The organism is Tritonibacter scottomollicae (assembly GCF_003003215.1).
In the GTDB taxonomy this organism is placed as follows: Bacteria; Pseudomonadota; Alphaproteobacteria; order Rhodobacterales; family Rhodobacteraceae; genus Epibacterium; species Epibacterium scottomollicae.
Map to the genome: position 1 here is coordinate 137,024 of NZ_PVUF01000001.1, position 26,977 is coordinate 164,000.

The following is a 26,977-nucleotide window of genomic DNA, read 5'->3' on the forward strand; positions in this document are numbered from 1 at the left end:
GGAGGGCCGGAGAGATGGCAATTCTCGACAAGCATAAAATCCTCGAGACCAACGCGACGCTTCTGCTGATCTGTTCCTTTCTCGTTGTCACCATCGGTGGCCTGGTTCAGATCACCCCGCTGTTCTATCTGGAAAACACCATCGAGGAGGTGGAGGGCATGCGTCCCTACACCCCTCTCGAACTGGCGGGGCGTGACATCTACATCCGTGAAGGGTGCTACGTCTGTCACAGTCAGATGATCCGCCCGATGCGCGATGAGGTCGAACGCTACGGTCACTATTCGCTGGCGGCGGAGTCGATGTATGACCACCCGTTCCAGTGGGGGTCCAAGCGGACCGGGCCAGATCTGGCCCGCGTCGGCGGTCGCTACTCTGATGACTGGCATGTTGATCACCTGCGTGACCCGCAGTCGGTGGTGCCGGAATCGGTGATGCCGAAGTATGACTTCCTCGAACGCACCCGCGTTGACGGAAAGTACATCGGCGATCTGCTCGCCACAAATGCCATCGTCGGCGTGCCGTATACGGACGACATGGTAGAGCAGGCTCAGCGTGACTTCCTGGCACAAGCGGACCCTGATCGTGACTATGACGGGCTGCTGGAACGCTATGGGGAGAACGTCAATGTGCGTAACTTCGACGGTCAGCCCGGTGTCTCGGAGGCAGATGCGCTGATCGCCTATTTGCAGATGCTCGGTACGTTGGTCGATTTCTCGACCTTCACGCCGGACGCAAACCGTTAAGCGGAGGATAGAGCCATGGAAACATATTCCCTGCTGCGCCAGTTCGCTGACAGCTGGATGCTGCTGTTCCTCTTCCTGTTTTTCGTGGGTGTCATCATCTGGGCCTTTCGGCCCGGATCGACCAAGGCCTACGAGGATACAGCCAATATCCCCTTCCGCAATGCGGACAAGCCGGCGACCGAGAGCGCCGCTCAATCGGAGGCCCAGAAATGAGTGATACGGGCAAAGACAACAAAGTCGAAATCCAAGAAGGTGATCCCAACACCACCGGCCACGAGTGGGATGGCATCACGGAGTTCGACAACCCTATGCCGCGCTGGTGGCTCCTGGTTTTCTACGCCACCATCGTCTGGGCGGTTGGCTATACCATCGCCTACCCCGCGTGGCCGATGGTCAGCGAAGCAACCTCTGGCATGCTGGGCTGGTCCTCGCGCGCCAAGGTCGAAGCAGAGATCGCCGCGGTTGAAACCGCGAACGCGCCCATCAACGCAGAGCTGGAAGCGCTGGAACTGGCCGCGATCCCGGGGCATCCAGAGCTTGAGGGCTACGCCGTTTCTGCTGGCTCTGCTGTGTTCAAGACATGGTGCGCCCAGTGCCACGGCTCCGGCGCGGCGGGGGCCAAGGGCTATCCGAACCTGCTGGATGATGATTGGCTTTGGGGTGGTACCATGGAGGATATCCACACCACCATCTCCTACGGTATTCGCAACGAGGAAAGCGACGACGCGCGCTACTCTGCGATGCCGGCCTTTGGTCGCGATGAGCTGCTGGAGAAAGAGCAAGTCAGCCAGGTGGTCAACTACGTGATGTCGCTGTCGGGCACGCCTGATGATGCCTCCGAAGTACAGGCCGGTGCAGTGGTGTTTGAGGAAAACTGCACTGCGTGTCACGGCGAGGATGCGTCCGGCGACATCTATCAGGGCGCGCCGAATCTGAAGGACGCGATCTGGCTCTATGGCGGTGACTACGACACTCTCTATGAGACGGTGTGGAACTCCCGCTTTGGCGTGATGCCGAACTGGGACACACGCCTGAGCGAGGCGGAAATTCGCGCGGTCAGCGCCTATGTGCACCAATTGGGCGGCGGCGAGTAATCGCGCGAGATTGTCCAAACGTAAATGACCGGCCGCTCCCATCGGGGGGCGGCCTTTTTCGTTGCTGTCGACGCCGGTGATCGCGTCGAAAACGCGCCTGGATTGATTTGCATCAAGGCGACGGGACCCGACTGCTGGCAAATTTGACCTAAGACGGGGTCAGGCCATGGTTGGGAAGACTATCGTGTCAGGTCTGAACCCCGCTTCGTCTCGCCCCCAATTTGAGGGCGGGCGCGTCTGGCACCGATCCCCCGCTTGTTTGTGCGTTTCCCGGGAGATCGGTGCCAATACGTCTCTCAATATCATCGTGTCTCTATTTGCAGGGCGCTGGCATGGGCTCGCAAGGCTTGGGCGGTGTGACCAGAGGGGACCGAAGCGCCGTCAGCCGGCACCACACACGCCGCAGCAGGCCGGGGGCCGCGGGCGGAGTGCTGTAGGCCTCGGGCAGTGGGCGTTGTGGCAGATCGCTGTGACGGGTCGCGTTCAGCATTGTACGAGCATAAATATCAACTAACATGGTCGCTCTCCTTTTCGGCGGATCCATACGCTGGATCTGCGCTCATACTTGCCTGATGGCCTTGGTTATGCGAGTCAGGAAGAAAACCAACATGTAAGGATAGCTTACACATGCAATGGCGTGACATGCCCTCGCTTTCCGCTCTGCGCGCTTTCGCGGTCTTTGCCGAAAGCGGCACGCTGCAACAGGCCGGCGTGGCTTTGAACGTCAGCCACGCTGCGATCAGCCAGCAATTGCGGCAGCTGGAGGCGCATATGGGCGTGCCTCTGCTGGATCGCTCTGGACGGGCGCTGCGTCTGACGGTCGAAGGCGAGCAGCTTGCACAGGCATTGACGCTGGGGTTCGGTGCCATTCGGGTCGCGGTGCAGGATCTGACAACGCGCGGGGCGGGGCAGCCGCTGCATGTCACCTGCACACCGATGTTTGCGACCCATTGGTTGATGCCGCGACTGGCTGGTTTCCGACAGGCCTACCCGGCAGTGGATCTGGTCATCGACCCCACTGGCGAGGTGGTGCAATTGACGCCGGGCGGGATCGACGTGGCGCTGCGCTACGGGCATGGCAACTGGCCGGGCCTTGAGGCCGAGATGCTGCTGCCCTCGCCAATGGCGGTGGTTGCTGCGCCCGGGCTGCTGGACCAGCGGCGCGTGAACCGGCCTGAAGATTTGCTCGATCTGCCCTGGCTCGAGGAGATTGGGACCAACGAGGCCTCCGTCTGGCTGCGTTCACGCGGGGTTGAGGACGGGCTGAAGGCGGGACGAGTCGTGTTGCCGGGAAACCTTCTGATGGAGGCGCTGCGAGGCGGGCAAGGGGTCGCCGTCTCGGTGCGCGATTTCGTCGCGCCGGACGTCAAGGCAGGCCGGCTGATCGAGCTTTTCCAAGAAGAACAAGGGCGTGGCTACCATATCGTGCACCGTCCCGGCGTGTTGCGCCCCGGTGCGCGGCATTTCGTCAACTGGTTGCGCCGAGAGCGGGCATCTACCGCTTTGAGCTGACTGCACAAACCGAGTGCGGTCTCCCGGCGGGCCGCGCGATTTGTGCGAAATGCACATTTGGGATGCGATTTTTGATCCACGTCAAAGTCTCGACCCGCGGCCTCTGGGAGAACACAATCAGACCTGTCACAGGATCGGAGCCAGAAGTTGAGCGATTCGAGCCAAACCCCCAGCCTCTATGCCGCGCGGGAGCCTATCTTTCCTCGCCGGGTGTCGGGAAAGTTCCGCACTCTCAAATGGGTGATCATGGCGGTCACCCTGGGTATCTACTATCTGCTGCCATGGATACGCTGGGATCGCGGCCCTGAGTTGTCGGATCAGGCGGTGTTGCTGGATCTGGCCGGGCGGCGGTTCTATTTTTTCTGGATCGAGATCTGGCCGCATGAATTCTACTTCGTTGCCGGCCTGCTCATCATGGCGGGCCTTGGGTTGTTTCTGTTCACCTCGGCACTGGGCCGGGTCTGGTGTGGCTATGCCTGCCCACAGACGGTCTGGACTGACCTCTTTATCTTGGTGGAGCGCTGGATCGAGGGCGACCGAAACGCCCGACTGCGCTTGCACCGGCAGAAAAAACTGGACTTCAAGAAGATACGCCTGCGGCTGACAAAATGGGTGGCCTGGCTGTTTATTGGTCTCGCCACGGGCGGGGCCTGGGTCTTCTACTTTGCCGACGCGCCGACCTTGCTGCAGGATCTGGTGACCGGGCAGGCGCACCCCGCAGCCTATACCACCATGGCAATCCTGACCTTCACCACGTTTTTCTTTGGCGGGTTTGCCCGCGAGCAGATCTGCATCTATGCCTGCCCCTGGCCCCGTATCCAGGCGGCGATGATGGACGAAGACACGCTGACCGTTGGCTACCGCGACTGGCGGGGTGAGCCACGCGGCAAACACCGCAAGTCGGAAGAGGCGGAAAACCTGGGCGATTGCATCGATTGCATGGCCTGCGTCAATGTCTGCCCGATGGGCATCGACATCCGCAAGGGTCAGCAGATGGAGTGCATCACCTGCGCGCTCTGCATTGATGCCTGCGACGACATCATGGACAAGGTGGGCAAGCCGCGCGGTCTGATCGACTACATGGCACTGTCGGATGAGACAAACGAACGTGCGGGCAAGACACCGCGCCCTGTTTGGAAGCATGTCCTGCGCCCCCGCACCGTGATGTACACTTTGCTTTGGGGCGGCGTGGGGTTGGCGCTGGTATTTGCGCTGTTCATCCGCGCTGACATCAACATGACCGTGGCTCCGGTTCGCAATCCGACCTTTGTGACCTTGTCGGACGGCACCATCCGCAACACATATGACGTGCGTCTGTCGAACAAGAATGGCGAGGCCCGGATGTTCGAGCTGTCATTGGTGGGCGATCAGTCGTTGGCGGTATCGCTCGAGGGCGAAGAGGGTGTTACGGTTGAGGTGCCCGCCGATACCGCCAGCCTGCAGCGGGTCTACGTCACTGCACCGCGGGGCACGGCACCTGCTGAGGCGGATACGACCGGTTTGCGGCTTTGGGTCGAGGACCTGAGTTCGGGCGAGCGCGCCTATCGCGATACCACATTCAACGGGCGGGGGAACTGACCCATGACCACTGAGACACCGGCGAAGCAGCGTGAATTTACCGGCAAGCACATGCTCGCTCTCTGCGTCGGCTGCTTTGGGATCATCATCGCTGTGAATATCTACATGGCGGTGAGCGCGGTGCGGACATTTCCGGGGCTGGAAGTGAAGAACTCCTATGTCGCCAGCCAGGAATTCGATATCCGCCGCGCGGCACAGGAGGCGCTGGGCTGGTCGGTCTACGCCTCCGCCGTCGGGGATCGGGTGAAGCTGGAGATCACGGATCGCAACGGCGCACCGGTGGAGGCGGCCTCCCTGACCGCAACGCTGGGGCGCGCGACCCATGTCAAAGACGACCAGACACCTGCGTTCGTCTTTGACGGTGATGCCTATGTTGCCCCGGCGAAACTGGCGCCGGGCAACTGGAACATCCGCATGGTTGCGCGGGCCGAGGACGGCACTGAATTTTCCCAGCGCGTGATCCTGCATGTGCAGAAATGAAACCAATGCTGATGCTGAAGGCTGACGAGCGGGTGCGTCCCCTGTTTGAATGGGGTGTCTTCAGCGACCTGCCATGTGAGAGGGTGTTATGACCACCGTGCTGCGCCATCAGACTGCCGTGTGCCCCGGCTGCGTGGCGGCCCCGTCCGAGGCGGTTGAGACTGCCCCGACCGAGGCGCGCCTCGCCATTTCCCTGCCCACGATCCATTGTCAGGCCTGTATCTCTACGGTCGAGCGCGGCCTGTCCCAGACGCCCGGAGTGCGCTCCGCGCGCGTCAATCTGACACTGAAGCGGGCATTGGTGGAGGCCGAGCCGGAGATGTGCGCCAGCGACCTGATCCCGGTCTGTGAGGGCTTGGGCTTTGAAGCGCACGAGCTTGACCTCGCCGCCCTTGCCGCGACAGAGACCAATCGCGCTGGACGAGAACTGCTGTTGCGGCTGGCGGTCGCGGGCTTTGCCTCGATGAATGTGATGCTGCTGTCGATCTCGGTCTGGTCCGGGGCGTCGGATGCCACCCGCGATATGTTCCACTGGATCTCGGCCACGATCACCTTTCCCGCGATCCTCTATTGTGGTCAGCCGTTTTTCCGCAGCGCCTGGAGTGCGCTCCGAGCACGGCGCCTAAATATGGATGTGCCGATTGTTCTGGCACTGTTGCTGGCGTTGGTGACTTCGCTGTGGGAAACCTCGCTGTCGGGAGAGCACGCTTATTTTGACGCGGCGCTGACGTTGACCTTCTTCCTGTTGGCGGGCCGCTATCTCGATCACCGCACGCGTGCGGCGGCGCGGTCTGCCGCCGAAGAGCTGTCCGCGCTGGAGGTGCCCCGCGCCTGGCGCCTGAACGCTCAGGGGCAGGAGGAAGAAGTCTCGGTTGCGGATCTGGCCATCGGTGATCTGATCCGCGTGCGACCGGGCGGCCGCATGCCGGTGGATGGCGAGATCGTGGAGGGGCGCTCTGAACTGGATCGGTCTTTACTGACCGGGGAAACCCTGCCGGTTCTGGGGGAACCCGGCGCGCAGGTTTCGGCAGGGGAGGTCAACCTGACCGGCCCGCTCACCATTCGCGCCTTGGCGGTCGGAGAGGAGACCTCGCTGCATCGCATGGCCGATCTGGTGGCCATCGCCGAGTCGGGCCGTTCGCGCTATACCTCACTGGCCGACAGCGCCGCAAAACTCTATGCGCCGGGGGTGCATATCCTCTCCGCACTCGCGTTTGTGGGCTGGTATCTTTACACGTTCGACATGCGCACGGCGCTGAACATCGCCGCGGCGGTGCTGATCATCACCTGTCCCTGTGCGCTGGGGCTGGCGGTGCCAGCGGTGACCACGGCGGCCTCCGGGCGGCTTTTCCGCGCCGGGCTGCTGGTCAAACATTCCACCGCATTGGAACGGCTGGCACAGGTCGACACGGTGGTGTTCGACAAGACCGGCACCCTGACTGCAGGCACGCCCGAGGTGGTGAACCTTGGCGATCTTGACCCCGATCAACTGTCTGCGGCGCTGGCACTGGCCGAAGGGTCTTCGCATCCGCTGGCACTGGCGCTGAGTCGTGCGGCGCGTGAGGCAGGCGTAGCAGCCGCCCCAGTGCAGGATCTGCAAGAGGTGCCCGGCTACGGCACCGAGGCGACGCTGGCGGGCGTGCGCGTGCGTCTGGGCCGCGCGGCCTGGGTCGGGGCAGAGGCGCAGCTGACGCAAACCGCGACCTGGCTGGATCTGGGCGCGGGCGTGCCGCCGGTGGCTATCCGCTTTGCCGACGCCCTGCGCCCCGGTGCCGCAGAGGTGGTGAGCGCCCTGCAGGACAGCGGCAAGAAGGTGATCCTGCTATCTGGTGACACAACGCCGGCGGTGGAAGACATGGCCAATCGCCTCGGTATTCAAAACTGGGTGGCGGACGCGCTGCCCGAAGACAAGGCCGCGCGGGTGGCGCAACTGACCGAGGGGGGCCGCAAGGTTCTGATGGTCGGTGACGGGCTCAATGATACGGCCGCACTGGCCGGCGCGCATGTGTCGATCTCTCCCGCCTCGGCGCTGGACGCGGCGCGGGTGGCCTCCGATATCGTTCTGCTGGGCAAGGATCTGACCCCGATCGCCGAGGCTTGCGGCGTGGCGGAACGTGCCACCCGGCGCATCCGTGAGAACTTTCGCATCGCCACGCTTTACAATATCATCGCGGTGCCGCTGGCGATTGCTGGTCTGGCGACCCCGCTGATTGCGGCGCTGGCGATGTCTACCTCTTCGATCACTGTGTCTCTCAACGCGTTGCGCCTGCGCTGAGGGGCAAAGGAGCTCCACATGACCGTCCTGTCCTATCTCATCCCGATCTCCCTGATCCTTGGCGGGGCAGGGCTGATCGCGTTTATCTATACCGTGCGCTCTGATCAGTATGACGACCCGGAAGGGGACGCGCGGCGGATCCTGAGCGACGAATGGGATGATCACCCCAAGCCGTGACAAGCGGGCGGGCGACTGCCCTGCCGCAACAAGCGCAACGCGTTCGAGGGTTATCTTCAGCACCAAGACACAAAAAGGGCCCGATGCCGTGATCGCGGCACCGGGCCCAATTGTCGTTACGCATCATGAGCGCGCTCGCAACCACCGAAACAGGCGCTCCGGTGGGCTGCGCATTCCGTCAGGTCACGATGCCGGACCCAGAGTTTCACAGGTCACATTGCGCGAGTTCAGGCGACGGCAGGCAAGCGCTGCACCCTCCTTGGTCATGCCGAGGAAGTTGGCGTCAAATCCACGCGGGTTCTGTACGACCTTGCGCAGGGACCCATCGAGCGTTTCCATCTCTGCCAATGCGGTGCGCAGCAGGACCTTTTCCGCCTGGAAACGGTTGGGGTAGCGACCGACGTTGATGCCCCAATAGCGCCCTCCGGAGGTCGAGAGGCGTGTCACGACAACGGGCTCTTCCTCGACGGAGGCGACCTGTGTTTCCAGCGACGAGGGGCGGATTTGTGGACGCGGGCCGGTGTAGCGACGTTGGGTTGGCGTTGGTGCGGACACAGCCTTGGCAACAGCGGTGCTGATCTCGGCTTTGAGGGCGTCCTCACCCTCGATGTCCGACTGCCGACTGTCAGGGCGGGCAACCGGCTGAATGGCGGAAACCTCCGAGACTTCGGTAACCTCAAGAAGCGCGCTGTTGATCCCGGATTGCAACGCGTCCGTGTCCAGTGCTGCCACTTGGATGTCTTCGACCTCCTCGGTGGCGTCCTGTTCGGGCACGACGGCTTCAGCCACCAACATTGCAGGATCAACCTCCGGAACGGGGCGGGCCCGAGGACGCAGGGTTTCCGAAATTACACCACTGACGCGAATGGTCTTGCCTGCAAGGCCATGGCTGTCTTCCTCTGCAAGACGGACCCCCAGGCCACTGTTGCCCGTGTAAGGCGGCAGCGACGGTTTCTGCAGTTTCGCGTAGGCCGGGGCCCGGCGGAAGCCGAGGTCGAGAAGTTCAGCGATCTTGGCGTTGCGTGCTGCAGTCGAGGTGCCGCCAAAGACGGTGGCTATGATGCGTTCGTCGCCGCGTTTGGCCGAGGACACGAGGTTGAACCCAGCGGCGCGGGTGTAGCCGGTCTTGATCCCGTCAGCCCCTCTGTAGGCAGCCAGAAAGCGCCGGTTGGTGTTGTAGACCACCTTCATTCCCGCATTGGTCGATCTGCGCGAGAAGAGGTTATAATATTCGGGATAATCATAGAGCATATGGCGCCCCAGAAGCGACATGTCCCGGGCCGTTGACAGATGCCCGCTGGCGGTGAGGCCATGGGCGTTTTTGAAGGTGGTGCGCGTCATGCCCAGTGCCTTGGCCGTGCGGTTCATGCGGCGGGCAAAGGCGGCTTCGGAACCTGAGATCGATTCGCCGATGGCGGTGGCCGCGTCGTTGGCGGACTTTACCGCTGCGGCACGGATCAGGTAACGCAGTGCGATCTTCTGCCCCCGGCGCAGGCCCAGCTCTGAGGGCGGCTCTGCCTCGGCGTTGCGAGAGACGGTGATCATCGTGTCGAGGTCGATCTCGCCGTTCCGTACCGCCTCAAAGGCGATGTAGAGCGTCATCATCTTGGTCAGAGAGGCGGGATGCAGCCTGGTGTCGGCGTTGCGCGAATGCAGCACCTCGCCGGTGCGCGCGTCCATCACCATCGCCGCATAGGGCGCGGCCCGCGCCACATCGGGCTGCAGGGCCACCATGCCGACGGCAAGCGCCAGTCCCTGAGCGGCCCGTCTGCACGCACGCGTCGCGGTTTTGAGAATCGTTTGTCCTGCGTTTCGACGTTTCACGCGATCAAAACCCGCCCAAAAGGAGGAGGGACGACCGCCATCGACCTGAAAAATCACTGCCATGTCTGCCTCGTGCCGCCGGTTTTCCGGCTGACCTTTTGTCTGCTCTGATAAGCGTATCATAGCTGGTATGCTGACGAAACCAGTTGTGAAGGAACAAAAAACGCCACGCGTCGTTCTGCTATATGCAGAAGTTTTTGTGTGACGAGATGTAGTGGTTTGCAGCAGCTCGTTCGCTATATTCAGAGGCGCGACATCGCGGAGGGCGCGTAATTTTCTGTCACAGGCTACCGTGCTCGGCAGCAGTCTAGGCCATGTTTTCCTAACAGATGAGGCCTTCTGACCACAGTAATGAACAAACGGTTAACGTGAATCGCCCGGATCGGCGGGAGTTAGCCGAGGCGCGCGACAAGCGAGGGCAACGCGCCCAGATTCGGAATTTCGTGAAACCTGGCGCTGTGAGCGGGGGCTTCGGCGTGTTCGACTTCCCACACCAGACCGTGAGGCACATATACGCCATGACCGCCGGCCTCGACCACGGGGACCACGTCCGAGCGCATGGAGTTCCCGGCCATCAGCGCATGTTCCACCCCGTTGCCGTGTCGATTGAAGATGTCGACATAAACCTGCGGCGTCTTTTCCGAAACCACTTCGACGGCGTCGAACAAATCACCCAACCCCGATTGCGCCAGCTTGCGCTCTTGATCCAGCAGATCGCCCTTGGTGACCAGCACCACGCGGTAGTCCTCGGCCACGGCCTCGACCGCAGTACGGGCATGGGGCAGCAGCTCGATCGGGAAGGACAACATCATCTGCCCGGCTTCCAGAAGTTCCTTGATCACCGCGGCAGGCACGCGCCCCTCGGTGACGTCGATCGCGGTTTCGATCATCGACAGGGTAAAGCCCTTGACCCCATACCCATAGGAGCCAAGGTTGCGTTTTTCTGCGTCCAGCAGCTTGCGCTCCAGGGTGTCGGGACCCATGTCATCAGGGGTGTGATCCATCAGCAGTTCGGCAAAGCGGTCCTGAGTGACGCGAAAAAAGCGTTCATTGTGCCAAAGTGTGTCGTCAGCATCAAAACCGATAGTGGTGAGCGCGCGTGACATTATCCTGACCTCAATCTCTTTTCCTTACTGTCTCTTCCTCTATATAAGCCGGTGAAGAACGCAGATGCACGACTGGAAACTTACGATCCCATGCTAAAGCACCCCGTGATGATGTCGGACAATCCGGATGACGAGAGCGACCTTGGTGTTCTGACCAAGACCCGCCCGCGGACACAGCGGCCGCCGCGCTACAAGGTGCTGCTGCTCAATGACGACTACACGCCGATGGAATTCGTTGTCATCGTGCTGGAGCGGTTCTTTGGCCTCAATCACGCGCAAGCCTTTGAAATCATGCTGACTGTGCATAAAAAGGGTCTCGCCGTTGTAGGTGTGTTCAGCCATGAAGTGGCGGAAACCAAGGTCGCGCAGGTGATGGATTACGCCCGGCGCCACCAGCACCCTCTGCAGTGCACAATGGAAAAAGACGACTGATCGCGCCCCCTGCGGAACAGTCCATGAAAGGTCCAAACCGATGTCCCAACGCCTGAGCCTTGCGGTTCAATCGGGCGATTTCGCCGTTCCTGAAACGGGGCGAATCGCCGTTTTCCATCCGCGTGAAGGCCATGACCTTTCTGCGTTGCCACAGGCGCAGGTCGAGATCATCCAACCGTTGAAGCCAGAGTTCGACAGCTGGACCAGTCGCGGTTTCGCGTGCAGTGCCGAGGGAGATGCGGATGCACGCTACGCGGCGGCGGTGGTGTTCATTCCACGTGCCAAGCCGCAGGCGCGACAGTTGGTGGCTCAAGCGGCGGCTGCGACGGACGGGCCGGTTCTGATCGATGGGCTGAAGACAGACGGCATCGATTCCATGTTCAAAGAATTGAAAAAGCACACCACGCCCTCGGCTGCGCTCTCCAAGGCGCACGGCAAGGCGTTCTGCATCGACGGTGGGCTGGACCTGTCAGACTGGATCATGGGCGCGCAAGAGATTGCTGAGGGGTATGTCACCGCACCCGGTGTGTTCTCGGCAGATGCGGTTGATCCGGCCTCACGCCTGCTGGCGCAGGCGTTGCCCGCCAAACTGGGCAAGGAGATCGCCGATCTTGGCGCCGGATGGGGGTATCTGGCAGCACAGATCCTGACCCGTGACAGCGTCGCAACGTTGCATCTGGTGGAGGCCGACCATGTTGCGCTGGCCTGTGCGCGACGCAACATCGATGATGCGCGCGCACAGAACCACTGGGCGGATGCCCGTGATTGGGGCGCCAAGGGCAGTCTCGATGCGGTGGTGATGAACCCGCCGTTCCATACCGGTCGCGCGGCAGAGCCAGCGCTGGGGCAGGCATTCATTGCCAATGCGGCGCGGCTGCTGAAACCGTCGGGGCAGCTGTGGTTGGTGGCCAATCGGCATTTGCCATATGAGACCACAATGGATGAGCTCTTTGCCACCGTCGAGGAGGTCACGGGCGACAACCGCTTCAAGATTCTGCGTGCAGCGCGCCCCCGCCGAAGCCGCTAAATATCGGGATCCCGCCGCCGCTCTATGCGCCGTGCAAAACCTGTTCTATTCTCCGTTTCTTCCGGCTATCGTCGCCGGGACGCGTGGCCCTGACCGGGCCGCCGATCTGCAACCTGGCCCAAGGAACAGGCGCGACACCTGACGCAAGCAAGGATCTTTCCCATGAGTTTTTCCATCTCCGGCAAAACCGCCATTGTGACCGGCGCGGCCAACGGCATCGGTCTGGCGATCGGGCGGCAATTTGCGCGCGAAGGCGCCAATGTTATGTTTGTGGATCATGACGAGTCTGCGCTGTTGCAGGAACTCGGCAGCGATGTGGAGGACAGCAACATCCGGCACTTTGCCGGGGATTTGCGCGAACGCCTGACCATCGCCAATCTGCTGTCGGCGACGATCGACGCTTTCGACCGGATCGACATATTGGTCAACGGGGCCCGCAGGGTCGTCCCGAGTGACCCGCTCAACCCCGATGATGACAGTCTGGACTTCCTGCTGAATCAGAACCTGATGTCCACACTGCGCCTATCGCAACATGTGGCGAAGCGGATGATCCGTCAGGGCGAAGAGCGCGACGACGAAGGCGCCAACGGGGCGATCATAAACCTGTCGTCGATCGCCGCCCGCCGCACCCACCCGGACCTGATGGGCTATTCCGTGACCTCTGCTGCGCTGGACCAGATGACCCGCTCGCTGGCGGTTTCGCTGGCACCGCACAAGATCCGGGTGAACTCCATCGCCTTCGGGTCGGTGATGAGTGCCTCGATGCAGCTCACACTGAAGGGCAACAGGTCGCTGCGTCAGGACATCGAGGAGCACACGCCCCTGAACCGCATCGCGCCGCCGACCGAGTTGACCGAGACGGCGCAGTTCCTGGCCTCCGAGGCCTCTGGCTTCATGACCGGACAGGTGCTGACGCTGGATGGTGGCCGCACCCTGCTTGATCCCGTCACCGCGCCGGTGCATTGAGGGCGCGACCCGAATTTCGATCCCATTCAGGAGGCCCAGATGGCGGAGAACACGACAGAGATGCGTGCGGAAAAAGCGCGCGCGGCGGCCTGGTTCCGCGAGTTGCGTGACCAGATTGTCGCCAGTTTCGAGGGGCTGGAGGACAGCCACGCCGAGGGCCCTTTCACAGAGATGGACGCGGGCCGGTTTGATGTGTCCGAAACCAAACGCACAGCCGAAGATGGATCGGACGCGGGCGGCGGTTTGATGAGCGTGATGCGCGGCGGTCGCGTGTTTGAAAAGGTCGGGGTCAATATCTCCGAGGTGTACGGCACCCTTGGGGAACGTGCGCAGAATGCGATGGCCGCACGTAAGGGTCTGCCGGGCATGAAGGATGATCCACGCTTCTGGGCGTCGGGGATTTCGCTGGTGGCCCATATGCGCAACCCGCATGTGCCTGCGGTCCATATGAACACCCGGATGTTCTGGACGCCGCATGGCTGGTGGTTCGGCGGTGGTTCTGACCTCAATCCCTGTATCGAATATGCCGAGGACACCGCGCATTTTCATGGCGTGCAGCAGGCGCATCTCGATCCGCATGGCGGCGATCTCTACCCGCGACTGAAGGCCTGGGCGGACGAGTATTTCTACATCCCGCATCGGGCCCGTGCGCGCGGTGTCGGTGGCATTTTCCTCGACGATCACAACACTGGTGACTGGCAGGCGGATTTTGCGCTGATCCAGGACATCGGCCGCGCCTTCCTGCCAGCCTATGTACCGCTGGTGGAGGCGCGTCGCGGCATGGCGTGTGATGATGCGGACAAGGATGCGCAGCTGATCCACCGGGGGCTCTATGCGGAGTATAATCTGGTCTATGATCGCGGCACCAAATTTGGTCTGGAGACCGGTCATGACGCCAACGCGGTGCTGATGAGCCTGCCACCCCTGGCAAAGTGGGTTTGATCGCCGCATCGGTGTAATCCCGCGCATTCTGCCCGGTTGGGGCGTGTCGGCCTCATTCTTCGTTGAAGAAACTGCCTGCCTGCGGCTCTATGAAGGCAGGCAGTGTTCTTTGGCAGGTATAAGATGACATTCCGTCGCATTATTGGATTCGGACTTTTGGCTGTACTCACGGCCTGTGGCAGCACAACGCGCGAACCGGTGCCGCCACCGCCGTTGGAGGGGCAGGTCGAGCGGGCGATCGACCCGGTGTTCTCCCGAGCCTATGCGGCGCTGGCGACCTATCCGAAATACGGCGACAATGCCCCCCACGATTGGGATATGCGAGAGCCCTGGGCCTATCCGATCCATGGTATCGACGTGGCCCGCTATCAGGGTGATATCGACTGGAGTGCAGTGCGCGGAGCGGGCGTGTCCTTCGCCTGGATCAAGGCGACCGAGGGCGGCGATCATCTGGACCCGGAGTTCAAATCGAACTGGCGCGGCGCCCGTCGCGCGGGGATGCGGCGCGGGGCCTATCACTTCTACTACTTCTGCCGCACGCCGGAGGAGCAGGCGCGCTGGTTCATCCGCAACGTGCCCAAGGAGGCGAGCAGCCTGCCGCCGGTGCTGGACATCGAGTGGAACCATGCCTCGCCCAGCTGCAAACGGCGTCCTTCCGGCGCCGAAGCCCGGCATGAGGCGGAGCGGTTCATCAAGAAAATCACCGCCCACTATGGCCGCCGCCCGGTGGTCTACACCACGGTGGATTTCTACCGCGACACTGACATCGGTCGGCTGAAGGGGGTGGATTTCTGGCTGCGCTCGGTGGCCGGGCACCCGGAGCAGGTCTATCCGGGTGCGCATTGGGCGTTCTGGCAATATACCGGCACTGGGTCGGTGCCGGGGATCAAGGGCAATGTGGACCTGAACGTCTTCGGGGGCGGTGCCGAGAACTGGCTGCAATGGCTGGGCTATCGCAAGTATCTGCCACTTGAGGCGCCCGCAGGCGGCGAGGCGCAAACGGTGACGGTGTCGAACTAGGCTGCAAGGACACCAGGAGGTTTTGCGCTCCGCTTGCGCGGATCGCCGGGGGCAGGGGCGGCGCCTTCGGCGCCGCCCCTGCCGGGCCCAACGCTTTTGGGGGGAGCCTCTGGCTCATCCACAAAGGGGCGGGAGCGCGCCCGCCAGCCGAAACCGGACGGCACTGAAGGCGGATAGGCGTTGTCGCGGTATGGTCGGCCTCGATCCGGGGTCAAGTCGAGCCCGTTGCGATTCGCAGGCGGTTGGTCTCCCGGCTGTTCAGCCTCCGCGCGCGAACTTTGGGAGCTGCCAGCTGGACACATGATTGACCATGTGATGTGCGAAAAATCCTTCACCTGATTTTATGCCAGCACTGCCCGCGCGAAGCGGCACCGACGCCGCGCAAGCTCTGAGGCTGTTTTTGATGGTTTCGCCGCGCCATGTTTGGCGAAAATGCACCAGCGGAAGACGCACAGTGGCCGGGTCGGGCCAGGCCGCGGTTGGAAGGTCAGCGATCATTTGACTGCCAGCTTCAGTACATTGAATTCAATCACCGCATGCCGTCGCAGGGGTGTGCCTCGGCCGTGCTGGCAGGTCAGTCTCGCCGGCGTCGGACGCGCGGGCCCCGGCGTCAGTGGCTGAAAAAACCGTCGCCCGCCCGCGTCCGCAGCGCCTCGCCCATGCCGCGACCGAGGTCAGCGCCATCCTCTATGGCACAGCTCTGGTCATCCGCCAAAGCCTCGGACCCATCGGGGCGCAGGATTTGGCCGCGAAGACGCAAGGTGCCGCCGGACAACTCTGCCAGCGCCGCGATCGGGGTTTCGCAAGACCCATCAAGCGCGGCGAGGAAGGCCCGTTCGGCAGCCAGCCGCAGGCTGGTCTCGGCGTGGTGGATCGCCTCCAGCATGGTGGCGGCTGTCATATCGTCGCTACGCCGTTCGATGCCGATGGCGCCCTGTGCCACTGCGGGGAGCATGTCTTCGATCTCGATGGGGGTCGCTGGGACCTCCTCGGCCATGTTCAGGCGGCGCAAACCGGCCATGGCGAGAAACGTGGCGCTGGCAACGCCGTTGTGGAGCTTTTGCAGGCGGGTCTGCACATTGCCGCGAAACTCCACAACCTGCAGGTCCGGACGACGGTTCAGCAGCTGCGCACGGCGCCGCAGGGAGGACGTGCCCACTACCGCGCCGGTCGGCAAATCGCCAATGCTGCGGATCCCGGGTGAAACAAAGGCATCGCGCATGTCCTCGCGCGGCAGATAGCAGTCCAGCATCAGCCCCTCGGGCTGCTCTGTCGGCATGTCCTTCATCGAATGCACGGCCAGGTCGATGGCGCCGGAGGTCAGCGCCTCTTCGATCTCCTTGGTGAACAGACCCTTGTTTCCGATCTCCTTCAGCGGCCGGTCCGCGTCGATCATGGCGCGGTTGTCGCCGGTGGTCTTGATCACCACGATGTCAAAGGCTGCGGGCTCCAGCTCAAAGGCACGGGCCAGCCGGTCGCGGGTCTCATAGGCCTGGGCCAGCGCCAGCGGCGAGCCGCGAGTGCCGATCTTCAGGGGCGAAGCGGGAGAGGGCAGGGTCAGGTTCATGGGCACAGGATTAATCGCGACATTATGCCGTGGCAAGCACTCGACGCGCGAAGAGGGGCGAGCCTTGACAATTTGCCGCTGAGGCTAGACCTCAGGGGGACCGCAATGAAAGGGGCAGAGCATGGGCCAACAGAAGACGATCCTGCGCGCATTGGCAGGCGAAACACAGGATGTGCCGCCAATCTGGATGATGCGTCAGGCGGGCCGCTACCTGCCCGAGTACCGTGCGACGCGGGCGCAGGCCGGTGATTTCCTGAGCCTGTGCTACAATCCGGAACTGGCCGCCGAGGTGACGCTGCAACCGATCCGCCGATACGGATTCGACGCGGCGATCCTGTTCGCGGATATCCTTCTGGTGCCGCAGGCGCTGGGCGCGGATCTGTGGTTCGTGACCGGCGAGGGCCCGCGGCTGTCCACCATCACTTCGGAAGCGGATTTTGCCAAGCTTGGTCCCGCCAGCGATGTGCACGAGACCTTGAACCCGATCTACGAGACCGTACGCATCCTGTCGCGGGCGCTGCCGTCTGAGACTACGCTGATCGGCTTTGCCGGCGCGCCCTGGACCGTGGCCACCTATATGATCGCCGGGCGCGGCACCCCGGATCAGGGGCCTGCGCACGCGCTGAGAATGGAGAATACCGCCCTGTTCGAGGCACTTCTGTCGCGCATCACGCAAGCCACCATCGCCTATCTGTCCGCCCAGATTGAAGCGGGCGCTGAGGTGGTGAAGATATTCGACAGCTGGGCTGGGTCGCTGAAGGGCGACGCGTTTGAAAAATACGCGCTGGAGCCTGCCCGCGAAATCACCGCGGCTCTGAAGGCGCGCCATCCCGGCATTCCGATCATCGGTTTCCCACGCGAGGCGGGCGAGAAATATGTAGGCTTCCACGCCGCCAGCGGTGTGGATTGCGTGGCGCTTGATAACTCCGTGGACCCGGAATGGGCAGCGGCACATGTGCAGGTGGATGGCTGTGTGCAGGGCAATCTTGCGTCGCGTCACATGGTCACTGGGGGTGACGAGCTGGTGACGGATACGCGCCGGATCGTGAAAGCGTTTTCCAAGGGGCCGCATATCTTCAACCTCGGTCACGGGATCACGCCTGATGCGGATCCCGAGAACGTGCAGCTGATGATAGACACCGTGCGCGAAGGCGCGGTCGGGTAGGTCTGGCAACCCATTTGGCGTAATCCAGCGGAGCGCGGGCCTGTCGGCCCGCGCGCAGATGTTTGGGGGAGTTCGACGGGGCGATGCCCCCTCAAACTCCCCCCGAGCGGTTGCGCCACGATGCCTCAATCATACGACGGAAAACGCTGGGCGAGATCTTCGAGGATCTCGGCGCGATTCTGATCACGGGCGGGCACCGGCCCGGGCGTGGAGGTTTTCCTGTCAAAACGTGGTGCCGGGGCAGCCTGCAGATGACCGCCTTGGCTGATCCAGGTGTTGCGGTCATTCATCGGGTCTAGCGCAGCCTCTGATGGGGACAGCACCGGTGCGACACAGGCATCCGAACCTTCAAAAAGCGCCGTCCAGTGATCGCGCGGGTGTTCAGCAAAGCGCCCCGCAAGGCGGGCGGTCAGTTCGGGCCAGAGAGGTCTTGCGAACTGTTGGGCAAAATCCGTGTCCTGCGAAAGGCCCATCCTGTCGAGGAAGATTGCGTAGAACTTCGGCTCCAGACACTGCACCGAAATGTGCCCGCCGCCGCGGCAGGCGTAGGTGCGGCTCCAATGTGGGCCGTCGAGCAGGTTCTCGCCGCGCCTGTCGCCAAAACCGCCCGCCTGACGGATCGCCATCAGCAGGTTCATCATATGCGCAGAGCCATCGTAGATCGCCGCGTCGACCTCGGCGCCCACGCCGGTACGCGCGGCGCGCAGGAGACCGGCCAGCATCCCGGCGACAAGGTAGAGCGCGCCGCCCCCGATATCGCCCACCAGTGTGGGCGGCGTCAGGGGCACATCGCCCGGCGCTGAGGCGGACCAGAGCGCGCCCGACAGCGCGATGTAATTGAGATCATGGCCCGCCTGTGCAGACCGCGCACTCTCCTGCCCCCAGCCTGTCATGCGGCCATAGACCAGGCGCGGGTTCAGCGCCTGCATCTCCTCCGGCCCAAGGCCGAGCCGTTCCATCACGCCGGGGCGGAAGCCTTCGATCAGCCCATCGGCGGTGGCGATCAACGCGCGGGCGGTGCGGGCATCATCGGCGTCCTTGAGGTCCAGCTCAATGGAGGATTTGCCGCGATCCAGCAGCGAATGCTCCGGCATCCCGGGGGCCACATCGCCGCCCTTGCGGTGGATGCAGATCACCTCCGCGCCCAGATCGGCGAGCATCATGGCCGCAAAGGGCGCCGGTCCCAGCGCCTCGATTTCAATGATGCGGATACCGTCGAGCATGGCTGTTCTCCTTATGGAGCCTGGGGGTAAGGACGCCGTCCATTCGCGCAATTTGAGGGCCGGTCTGTCAATCGCGCCTGGTCTCGTTGACGCGGCGTTACTGCGTCTGCTGCGGCAGCGCGATGTCCGCGCTTAGTCGCGGATGCCCTCCATGGTCCTTGGCAGTTGCTGCCAAATGGGGCTAGGTGTGAACAACCCAGAGTGAGACAGAGGGAGATGCGCCATGCAGATGAGTGATCAGAAGGAAATTGCGGCGGATCCCGCCCGTGTGTACGCGGCTCTTCTGACCGCGGACGTGTTGCAGGCCTGTGTGCCGGGCGCGCAAGACGTGACCGGCTCGCCCGAGGAGGGATACGAGGCCAAGGTGACCCAGAAGGTTGGGCCCGTAAAGGCGACGTTCACGGGCAAGGTGACGCTGTCGGACATGGTTGAGAACGAAAAACTCACCATCACCGGTGAGGGCAAGGGCGGTGCGGCTGGTTTTGCCAAGGGGGGCGCTGTGGTCACGCTGACGCCGAGTGAGACCGGGACGCTTCTTTCCTATGATGTGGATGCAAAGGTGGGCGGCAAGCTGGCGCAGCTTGGCAGTCGGATCATCGACGGGTTTGCCAAAAAGATGGCGGATCAGTTCTTTACCAACCTGCAGGACACACTGGCCCCCGAGACAGCCGAGGCTGCGGATGAGGAGGGCGCTGACGCGGGTGCCGAAAAGCAGGGCTGGTTCAAATCGCTCACGGGCAAAAAGTCCAGCGACGACGGATAACCTGCGGCGACTGCAGGGAATTGCTGCGGGTGAGTTCAAGACTGCACCCATGCACATGGGCCTGCGCGGGGATTGGGGGTGGTCCCGCTACCCTTGCGCCGTTACCACTAACATAATGCGTGAACTGTTTTGTTCACCCGTCATCTGTCCCTATACGCGCACTATCCGAACCGGAGGCCGCATGAGCACCATCCTGTCCATTTCCGATCTGCGAAAGTCCTACGCAGGTGGGTTCGAGGCGCTGAAAGGCGTGAACCTCGAGATCGAGGAAGGCGAAATTCTTGCGCTCCTTGGTCCCAACGGCGCTGGCAAAACCACTTTGATTTCAACCATTTGTGGCATCACCACGGCGACCTCCGGCAGTGTGACGGTTGGGGGGCACTGCATCGAGACGGAGTATCGCGCGGCGCGCGCCATGATCGGTCTGGTGCCGCAGGAAATCAATCTTGAGCCCTTTGAGACCGTGTTGAACACCGTCAGGTTTTCGCGCGGCCTGTTCGGCAAGCCAAAAAATGAGGCGCTGATCGAGGACATCCTCAAGAAACTGTCGCTCTGGGACAAGCGCAGCAGTCAGATCAAGGAACTCTCCGGCGGTATGAAGCGCCGGGTCTTGATCGCCAAGGCGCTGAGCCACGAGCCGCGGGTTCTGTTCCTCGACGAGCCGACAGCGGGTGTTGATGTGGAGCTGCGCAAGGACATGTGGGAGGTGGTGCGAGAGCTGCGCGAGAGCGGCGTCACCATCATTCTCACCACCCATTACATCGAGGAAGCGGAGGCCATGGCCGACCGCGTCGGTGTCATTGCGGGGGGAGAAATCCTGCTGGTGGAGGAGAAATCCGACCTGATGGCCCGCATGGGCAAGAAGGAGCTGCAGGTGATGCTGACCGAGCCGATCAGCACAGTGCCGGCGGCGCTTGCGGAACACGACTTGAGGTTGGGCGCCGATGGGCAGTCGCTGGTTTACACATATGACGTGACGGCCGAACGCACCGGCATCACTGCGCTGTTGAACGACGTGGCGGCGGCGGGGCTGGTGCTGTCGGATGTGGCGACGCGACAGTCGAGCCTCGAAGACATATTTGTCGATCTTGTTTCGGGAGAAGACGCATGAACTGGACAGCTGTTGCCTCAATCTACAAGTTTGAAATGGCGCGCTTCTTCCGCACGTTGGCACAGAGTTTCCTGTCGCCAGTGCTGTCAACTTCGCTTTATTTCGTGGTCTTCGGTGCCGCCATCGGCAGCCGGATCGATCACGTCGAAGGCGTGTCCTACGGGGCCTTCATCGTGCCGGGGCTCATCATGCTGAGCGTGATCACCCAAGGCATCTCCAACGCGTCCTTCGGGATCTATTTTCCAAAGTTCATCGGCACAGTCTACGAGTTGCTGTCGGCGCCGGTGAACTTCCTCGAAATCGTGTTGGGCTATGTGGGGGCGGCGGCCACCAAGGCGCTGTTCATCGGGGTGGTGATCCTGGCCACGGCGCATCTATTTGTCGACATCACCATCCTGCATCCGCTGGCGATGGTGTTGTTCCTGGTGCTGACCTGCGTGAGTTTTTCGCTGCTGGGGTTCATCATCGGGATCTGGGCGAAGAACTTTGAACAATTGCAGCTGGTGCCGCTGTTGATCATCACGCCGCTGATCTTTCTGGGGGGCTCGTTTTATTCGATCTCGATGCTGCCGCCGGTGTGGCAGACGATCACCCTGTTCAACCCGGTAGTCTATCTGATTTCGGGGTTCCGCTGGGCCTTCTTTGGGGTATCGGATGTGCCCGTGGGCTTCAGCCTCTTGGCGATCGCTCTGTTCACTGGCCTGTGCCTTGCAGTGATCGGCTGGATCTTCCGCACCGGCTGGCGTCTGCGGTCGTGATCTTACGCGGGCGGGGTGGCTCCCGCCCGGCGCGTCAGCATTGAAATGCATCCCCGCCCGTTGGGCCCGGCGCCGCCCCCTCGCTGAGGGGGCGGCGCGGTTGCGTTCGGACGCAGGACGGGCGTCATGCCCTCAGCCGGAAATACGCGGGGCGCGTCGCCAGACGTTGCATAATTACCCGCCGTATGCCGCCAAAGGTAACATCGCAAGAATTCCTCAGTGCCGATACCTTGTTTCCGGGGGGTGGGCATTCTACATCGGCGCCATGAGTATCAGATTGCCCTTCAAGAAACGCCCGCCCACCGTGGCGGTTGTGCGCCTCTCCGGAGCCATCGGCATGACCGGCCGTGGCAGCCTCAATGACACCACATTGGCGCCGGTGCTGGAGCGCGCGTTCAAGAAGGGCAAGCCCAAAGCCGTGGCACTTGAGATCAACTCTCCGGGTGGAAGCCCTGTGCAAAGCGCGCTGATCGGGGCCCGCATTCGCCGTTTGGCCGAAGAGCACGACGTCCCGGTTATCGCTTTTGTCGAGGATGTGGCGGCGTCGGGCGGCTATTGGCTGGCGGCAGCGGCGGACGAGATATTCGCCGATGCCAGCTCTGTCGTGGGATCCATCGGAGTGATCTCTTCCGGATTTGGCGCGCATGTGTTCCTGGATCGTCAGGGATTGGAGCGACGGGTTCACACGGCAGGTGAGAGCAAGAGCATGCTCGACCCATTCCGACCGGAAAACGAAGAGGATGTGGCGCGCCTGAAGGTGCTGCTGAATGACATCCATACGAATTTCATCGACCACGTGACCGAACGGCGCGGGCAGAAACTGTCGGGTGAGGAAAAGCTCTTTACCGGCGAAGTCTGGCTGGCGCGACGCGCTGAGGCGCTGGGTCTGATCGATGGGATCGGTCACTTGAACCCCGTGCTGGAGGCGCGCTTCGGCAAGAAGGTTCGCCTGCGCCGCTATGGTGTCAAAAAACCGTTCCTGAGCCGCTTTGGCCTTTCGCTGGCCAATGATGCGCTTGGGGCGGTCGAGGAACGCGCGCAGTTCGCGCGGTTTGGCCTCTGAGGTGATTTTCAAGATTGTATCCTTGTTTCTAGTGGCCATGGCCGTCCTGGCCATGTTCGGACGTTTGCGTTTCCCGGGACAAAAGAAACTCAAATCAGCCCGCTGCCCGTCCTGTGGACGTTTCAGGATCGGCAAAAGCGGCTGTGACTGTGGACGAGGAGGTCCCAAGACATGATGCCCTGGCTGTTTTCTGCCCTAGGCCTGGTAATCCTGTTGCTGGCGGGTGATGCGCTGGTGCGTGGTGCCGTGAACCTGAGCCTGCGGATTGGTATCCCCGCGCTGATCGTCAGCCTGACCATCGTTGCTCTTGGCACATCTGCGCCGGAACTGCTGATTGCGGTGCAGGCGGTACATGAGAACGCCGATGGCATCGCACTGGGCAACGTGGTGGGCTCGAACACCGCGAATATCCTGTTGGTGCTGGGGTTGCCTGCAATGATGCGCGCCCTGCACACCAGCGAGTGCAACACGCGCAAGAACTACATCTTCATGATTGCCGCGACGGTGCTGTTCATCGCGCTGGCCTTCTTTGGCACATTTACCTGGGTGTCCGGTGTGATCCTGCTGCTGGCCCTGTTTGCGGTGTTGTTTGTCGCCTTTCGCGAGGCACGAGCCCATCGCGCCGCGGGGGTCGAGGACGACCTCGAGGACATCGAGGAAGCCGATCCCAACATGCCCTACTGGCGCATCGGGATCTATCTCGTGCTCGGCCTGGCCGGGCTGCCGCTCGGGGCGGAGCTGCTGGTCGAAAACGCGACCATCATCGCCCGCATGTATGGTCTGAGCGAGACTGTGATCGGGCTGACGCTGGTGGCCATTGGCACCTCCTTGCCGGAGTTGGCAACCACGGTGATGGCGGCCCTGCGTCGTCAGGCCGATGTGGCGCTTGGCAATGTGATCGGGTCGAATATGTTCAACCTGCTGGCGATTATTGGCCTTACCACATTTATCGGGCCAATTTCCGTCGACCCTGCATTCTTGGAGTTCGATCTGTGGGTGATGCTGGCGTCCTCGCTGATCATCATCCCCTTTGTGTTCCTGCGACAGGACATCACGCGCCTCTGGGGTTTCGTTCTGACGGCGCTTTATGTGGTCTACATGTGGTTGCTGCTCTAAGTCTGGTTCAAAGCAAAACGGACTAAGGGGACGGACATGCGAGCACTGGTGACTGGCGCAGGGAAACGTCTGGGAAAGGCAATCGCGCTTGCCCTGGCCGACGACGGGTACGATGTTGCGGTGCACTATGCGTCCTCCGAGCAGGCGGCGGTGAATGTCGTCGCTGAGATCGAGGCGCGCGGCCGGCGGGCCGTTGCCCTACAGGCCGACCTGTTGCATGACGCGCAGACCGAAATGCTCCTGCCCCGCGCGGCGGAGATGTTGGGTGGGCCGATCACATGTCTCGTGAACAATGCGTCGATCTTTGAAGCCGATGATTTGGCAGGCATGACCCGTAGCAGCTGGGATCGCCACATGCAGAGCAATCTGCGCGCCCCTGCGCTGCTGTTGCAGGCGCTTGCGGCTCAGGACCTGCCAGACCTCAGGGATGCAGCCGGAGAGCCGCTGTCGGCGGCCGTCGCCATCAACATGGTGGATCAGCGCGTGCGCAAGCTGACGCCGCAATTCATGAGCTACACACTTGCGAAATCCGCGCTTTGGACACTGACTCAGACTGCGGCCCAAGCGTTGGCGCCCAGGATCCGTGTCAATGCCATCGGGCCGGGTCCGACACTGGCTGGCCCCCGTCAGACGCCGCAGGACTTCGCTGCGCAGCGTGGCGCCACGCCGTTGCAGCGCGGAGCGGGAGAGGCGGATATCGCGGCGGCCCTGCGATATCTGGTGACGTCTCCTGCCATTACCGGCCAATTGATCTGTGTCGACGGGGGGCAACATCTGGCCTGGCAGACCCCGGATGCGCTGCTGCCGGAATAGTTCAAAATTCCGGGGTGCAGAGCGGCAATCGTGCTGAAGTCGTCCCAACTTATGCACGAGAGGTGGGACCGTCACACAAGCGTTACAGAAACTCTAATACTTTCAATCATTTGCAAGGTGCATATGGAAATATTGAAAAAAATCAGCCCCTTGACGGTTCGCTTAAAATTTAGGCAATTCGGCGAAGTCGCCAAATCTAAAAGGAAATTCCAAACAAGCCCAAAGTTATCAGAGCAGTTATCCACAGGAACGGTGGATTCATCACAGCTTGAAATCCACGCCCGAAGATTGCAGCGGTGACGCCAGAATCATATGTCAGATACCATGGATGAACCCAGCGCAGAATCGCCCGGCCCTGCCGAGGTCCCCCGTACTGGCTACGGGGTAATTCAGGACTACCTGCGGACGCTCGACTCCTCGCCGGGGGTCTATCGGATGCTGGATAGCGAAAGCCGCGTTCTTTATGTCGGCAAGGCCCGCAACCTGCGCGCCCGGGTGTCGAACTATTCCCGTCCCGGTCACAGCCCGCGCATCGAAAAGATGATCTCGCTGACCGCGACGATGATGTTCCTGACCACCCGGACGGAGACCGAGGCGCTGCTGCTGGAGCAGAACCTCATCAAGCAGCTCAAGCCGAAGTACAACGTGCTGCTGCGCGATGACAAAAGCTTTCCCAATATCCTTGTCGGCAAGACCCACGACTATCCGCAGATCAAGAAGCATCGCGGCGCGCGCAAGGAGAAGGGGAGCTATTTCGGACCCTTCGCCAGCGCCGGTGCGGTCAATCGAACGCTCAACCAGCTGCAGAAGGCGTTTCTCCTGCGCAACTGTTCCGACAGCATGTTCGAGGCCCGCTCACGTCCCTGCCTGCAATATCAGATCAAGCGCTGCTCCGGCCCTTGCGTCGGGCTGATCTCGCGTGAGGAATACGCCGAAAGCGTGCGTGATGCCGAACGCTTCCTGTCGGGCCGCTCCACCAAGATCCAGGAGGAGCTGGGCGAACAGATGATGGCGGCCTCCGAAGCGATGGAGTTCGAGCGTGCCGCCGCCCTGCGGGATCGGATCAAGGCGCTGACACAGGTGCAGTCGGCGCAGGGCATCAACCCGCGCGGCGTCGCCGAGGCCGATGTGATCGGCCTGCATATGGAGGCCGGGCAAGCCTGCGTGCAGGTCTTCTTCATTCGTGCCAATCAGAACTGGGGCAATCAGGACTTCTATCCGCGCGTCTCGGCGGACATGTCCCCGGCCGAGGTCATGGAGGCCTTCATCGGCCAGTTCTACGACAACAAGGACGTGCCGCGGCAGTTGATCCTGTCCGACGACATCGAGAACACCGACCTGATGAGCGAGGCCCTGGGCAACAAGGCCGACCGCAAGGTGGAGATCGTGGTGCCGCAGCGGGGCGAAAAGACCGAGCTGGTCTCTAGCGCCGTGCGCAACGCCCGCGAAAGCCTCGCCCGTCGCATGGCCGAGAGCGCCACGCAGGCGAAACTGCTGCGCGGCCTTGCGGAGGCCTTTGGACTGGAGGGGCCGCCGCAGCGGATCGAGGTCTACGACAACTCTCACATTCAAGGCACCAACGCGGTGGGCGGCATGATCGTTATGGGGCCCGAGGGGCTGATGAAGAACGCCTATCGCAAGTTCAACATCAAGGGCGACGAGCTGGTCCCCGGCGATGACTTCGGCATGATGAAGGAGGTTCTGAACCGCCGCTTCTCACGCCTGCTGAAGGAAGACCCGGACCGCGACAAGGGCATGTGGCCCGACCTGCTGCTGATCGATGGCGGTGCAGGGCAGGTTTCGGCGGTGGCGGAGATCATGCAGGAGCATGGGGTGATGGACATACCCATGATCGGTGTGGCCAAAGGCGTGGATCGCGACCATGGCAAGGAGGAGTTCCACCGCCCCGGCGAGAATGCCTTTGCCCTGCAGCGCAATGATCCGGTGCTCTATTTCATCCAGCGGATGCGCGACGAGGCGCACCGGTTTGCGATTGGCACGCACCGCGCCAAACGGGCCAAATCCATGGCCGCCAACCCGCTGGACGAGATCCCTGGCGTTGGCGCCCGGCGCAAGAAGGCGCTCTTGACTCATTTTGGCAGTGCCAAGGCAGTGAGCCGGGCCAATCTGTCGGATCTGAAGGCGGTCGAGGGGGTCTCGGGGGCGCTGGCGGAAACCATCTATAACTATTTTCAGGACCGCTGATGAGACCGGTTCAGGAT

Annotated in this window: 24 protein-coding genes and 1 pseudogene; 21 read left to right on the plus strand and 4 right to left on the minus strand. The window is 62.2% G+C overall.

Going from position 1 to position 26,977, the window contains the following annotated elements; genetic code table 11:
• The first annotated feature begins 14 nt into the window (after positions 1–14).
• The 8 genes from ccoO to ccoS all read left to right on the plus strand — a co-directional run bounded on the left by ccoO (position 15) and on the right by ccoS (position 7,859).
• Positions 15–743, plus strand: a complete 729-nt coding sequence (gene ccoO / locus CLV89_RS00670; protein ID WP_106161525.1) for a cytochrome-c oxidase, cbb3-type subunit II — start codon at positions 15–17, stop codon at positions 741–743.
• Positions 744–758: 15 nt separating this feature from the next.
• Complete coding sequence (locus tag CLV89_RS00675) at positions 759–956, plus strand: cbb3-type cytochrome c oxidase subunit 3 (protein WP_106161527.1); 198 nt, start codon at positions 759–761, stop codon at positions 954–956.
• Positions 953–1,837, plus strand: a complete 885-nt coding sequence (gene ccoP / locus CLV89_RS00680) for a cytochrome-c oxidase, cbb3-type subunit III (RefSeq protein ID WP_106161529.1) — start codon at positions 953–955, stop codon at positions 1,835–1,837. Before CLV89_RS00675 ends, ccoP begins: the two co-directional genes overlap by 4 nt.
• A gap of 627 nt (positions 1,838–2,464) precedes the next feature.
• Positions 2,465–3,349, plus strand: a complete 885-nt coding sequence (locus tag CLV89_RS00690; protein ID WP_106161533.1) for a LysR substrate-binding domain-containing protein — start codon at positions 2,465–2,467, stop codon at positions 3,347–3,349.
• A 147-nt stretch (positions 3,350–3,496) separates the two neighbouring features.
• Entirely contained in the window at positions 3,497–4,927 is a 1,431-nt protein-coding gene (ccoG, locus tag CLV89_RS00695; protein WP_106161535.1) for a cytochrome c oxidase accessory protein CcoG, read from the plus strand.
• Positions 4,928–4,930: 3 nt separating this feature from the next.
• Positions 4,931–5,407, plus strand: a complete 477-nt coding sequence (locus CLV89_RS00700; RefSeq protein ID WP_106161537.1) for a FixH family protein — start codon at positions 4,931–4,933, stop codon at positions 5,405–5,407.
• 88 nt (positions 5,408–5,495) lie between these two features.
• Entirely contained in the window at positions 5,496–7,682 is a 2,187-nt protein-coding gene (locus CLV89_RS00705) for a heavy metal translocating P-type ATPase (protein ID WP_106161539.1), read from the plus strand.
• An 18-nt stretch (positions 7,683–7,700) separates the two neighbouring features.
• Positions 7,701–7,859, plus strand: coding sequence for a cbb3-type cytochrome oxidase assembly protein CcoS (gene ccoS, locus CLV89_RS00710; protein ID WP_106161540.1), 159 nt, complete (start codon positions 7,701–7,703; stop codon positions 7,857–7,859).
• A gap of 183 nt (positions 7,860–8,042) precedes the next feature.
• Here ccoS and CLV89_RS00715 read toward each other — a convergent pair whose 3' ends face one another.
• Complete coding sequence (locus tag CLV89_RS00715) at positions 8,043–9,746, minus strand: D-alanyl-D-alanine carboxypeptidase family protein (RefSeq protein WP_106161542.1); 1,704 nt, start codon at positions 9,744–9,746, stop codon at positions 8,043–8,045.
• Positions 9,747–10,075: 329 nt separating this feature from the next.
• Positions 10,076–10,789 carry an HAD family hydrolase gene (locus CLV89_RS00720; protein WP_106161544.1) on the minus strand — a complete coding sequence of 238 codons (714 nt, stop codon included), beginning with the start codon at positions 10,787–10,789 and terminating at the stop codon, positions 10,076–10,078.
• A 90-nt stretch (positions 10,790–10,879) separates the two neighbouring features.
• Here CLV89_RS00720 and clpS point away from each other — a divergent pair, with 90 nt between their 5' ends.
• The 5 genes from clpS (at position 10,880) to CLV89_RS00745 (ending at position 15,176) form a co-directional block, all read left to right on the plus strand.
• Positions 10,880–11,221, plus strand: a complete 342-nt coding sequence (gene clpS, locus CLV89_RS00725) for an ATP-dependent Clp protease adapter ClpS (protein ID WP_172599694.1) — start codon at positions 10,880–10,882, stop codon at positions 11,219–11,221.
• Between the two features lie 40 nt (positions 11,222–11,261).
• A complete protein-coding gene (locus CLV89_RS00730; protein ID WP_106161546.1) occupies positions 11,262–12,248 on the plus strand; it encodes a class I SAM-dependent methyltransferase in 987 nt (328 codons plus the stop codon).
• Between the two features lie 162 nt (positions 12,249–12,410).
• Complete coding sequence (locus CLV89_RS00735; RefSeq protein WP_106161548.1) at positions 12,411–13,214, plus strand: SDR family NAD(P)-dependent oxidoreductase; 804 nt, start codon at positions 12,411–12,413, stop codon at positions 13,212–13,214.
• A gap of 39 nt (positions 13,215–13,253) precedes the next feature.
• Positions 13,254–14,156 carry an oxygen-dependent coproporphyrinogen oxidase gene (gene hemF, locus CLV89_RS00740; protein WP_106161550.1) on the plus strand — a complete coding sequence of 301 codons (903 nt, stop codon included), beginning with the start codon at positions 13,254–13,256 and terminating at the stop codon, positions 14,154–14,156.
• 123 nt (positions 14,157–14,279) lie between these two features.
• Positions 14,280–15,176: a glycoside hydrolase family 25 protein gene (locus tag CLV89_RS00745; protein WP_106161552.1), complete on the plus strand. Its 897-nt coding sequence runs from the start codon at positions 14,280–14,282 to the stop codon at positions 15,174–15,176.
• A 610-nt stretch (positions 15,177–15,786) separates the two neighbouring features.
• Here CLV89_RS00745 and hemC read toward each other — a convergent pair.
• The gene (gene hemC / locus CLV89_RS00755; protein WP_106161556.1) at positions 15,787–16,743 is read right to left on the minus strand and encodes a hydroxymethylbilane synthase; all 957 of its coding nucleotides are present in this window, start codon (positions 16,741–16,743) and stop codon (positions 15,787–15,789) included.
• 121 nt (positions 16,744–16,864) lie between these two features.
• Here hemC and hemE point away from each other — a divergent pair, with 121 nt between their 5' ends.
• Positions 16,865–17,908: a uroporphyrinogen decarboxylase gene (hemE, locus tag CLV89_RS00760; RefSeq protein WP_106161558.1), complete on the plus strand. Its 1,044-nt coding sequence runs from the start codon at positions 16,865–16,867 to the stop codon at positions 17,906–17,908.
• 125 nt (positions 17,909–18,033) lie between these two features.
• On the opposite strand, the gene CLV89_RS00765 is transcribed toward hemE, so the two are convergent.
• Positions 18,034–19,131 (minus strand): CaiB/BaiF CoA transferase family protein, encoded by a 1,098-nt coding sequence (locus tag CLV89_RS00765; protein WP_106161560.1) that lies wholly within the window; start codon positions 19,129–19,131, stop codon positions 18,034–18,036.
• Positions 19,132–19,354: 223 nt separating this feature from the next.
• On the opposite strand from CLV89_RS00765, the gene CLV89_RS00770 reads away from it, so the two are divergent.
• The 7 genes and pseudogenes from CLV89_RS00770 (at position 19,355) to uvrC (ending at position 26,960) form a co-directional block, all read left to right on the plus strand.
• Complete coding sequence (locus CLV89_RS00770) at positions 19,355–19,894, plus strand: SRPBCC family protein (RefSeq protein WP_106161561.1); 540 nt, start codon at positions 19,355–19,357, stop codon at positions 19,892–19,894.
• A gap of 181 nt (positions 19,895–20,075) precedes the next feature.
• Positions 20,076–21,005 (plus strand): ABC transporter ATP-binding protein, encoded by a 930-nt coding sequence (locus tag CLV89_RS00775; RefSeq protein WP_106161563.1) that lies wholly within the window; start codon positions 20,076–20,078, stop codon positions 21,003–21,005.
• Positions 21,002–21,763 carry an ABC transporter permease gene (locus tag CLV89_RS00780; RefSeq protein ID WP_106161565.1) on the plus strand — a complete coding sequence of 254 codons (762 nt, stop codon included), beginning with the start codon at positions 21,002–21,004 and terminating at the stop codon, positions 21,761–21,763. The genes CLV89_RS00775 and CLV89_RS00780 overlap by 4 nt, the downstream gene beginning before the upstream one ends.
• Before the next feature lie 265 nt (positions 21,764–22,028).
• A complete protein-coding gene (locus CLV89_RS00785) occupies positions 22,029–22,826 on the plus strand; it encodes a S49 family peptidase (protein WP_106161567.1) in 798 nt (265 codons plus the stop codon).
• Positions 22,827–22,997: 171 nt separating this feature from the next.
• A complete protein-coding gene (locus CLV89_RS00795) occupies positions 22,998–23,942 on the plus strand; it encodes a calcium/sodium antiporter (protein ID WP_106161571.1) in 945 nt (314 codons plus the stop codon).
• Positions 23,943–23,972: 30 nt separating this feature from the next.
• Positions 23,973–24,755, plus strand: a pseudogene (locus CLV89_RS00800) (SDR family oxidoreductase); the annotation flags it as partial.
• Between the two features lie 324 nt (positions 24,756–25,079).
• On the plus strand, positions 25,080–26,960 hold the full coding sequence (uvrC, locus tag CLV89_RS00805) for an excinuclease ABC subunit UvrC (RefSeq protein ID WP_106162293.1): 1,881 nt from the start codon (positions 25,080–25,082) through the stop codon (positions 26,958–26,960).
• Positions 26,961–26,977 lie beyond the last annotated feature (17 nt).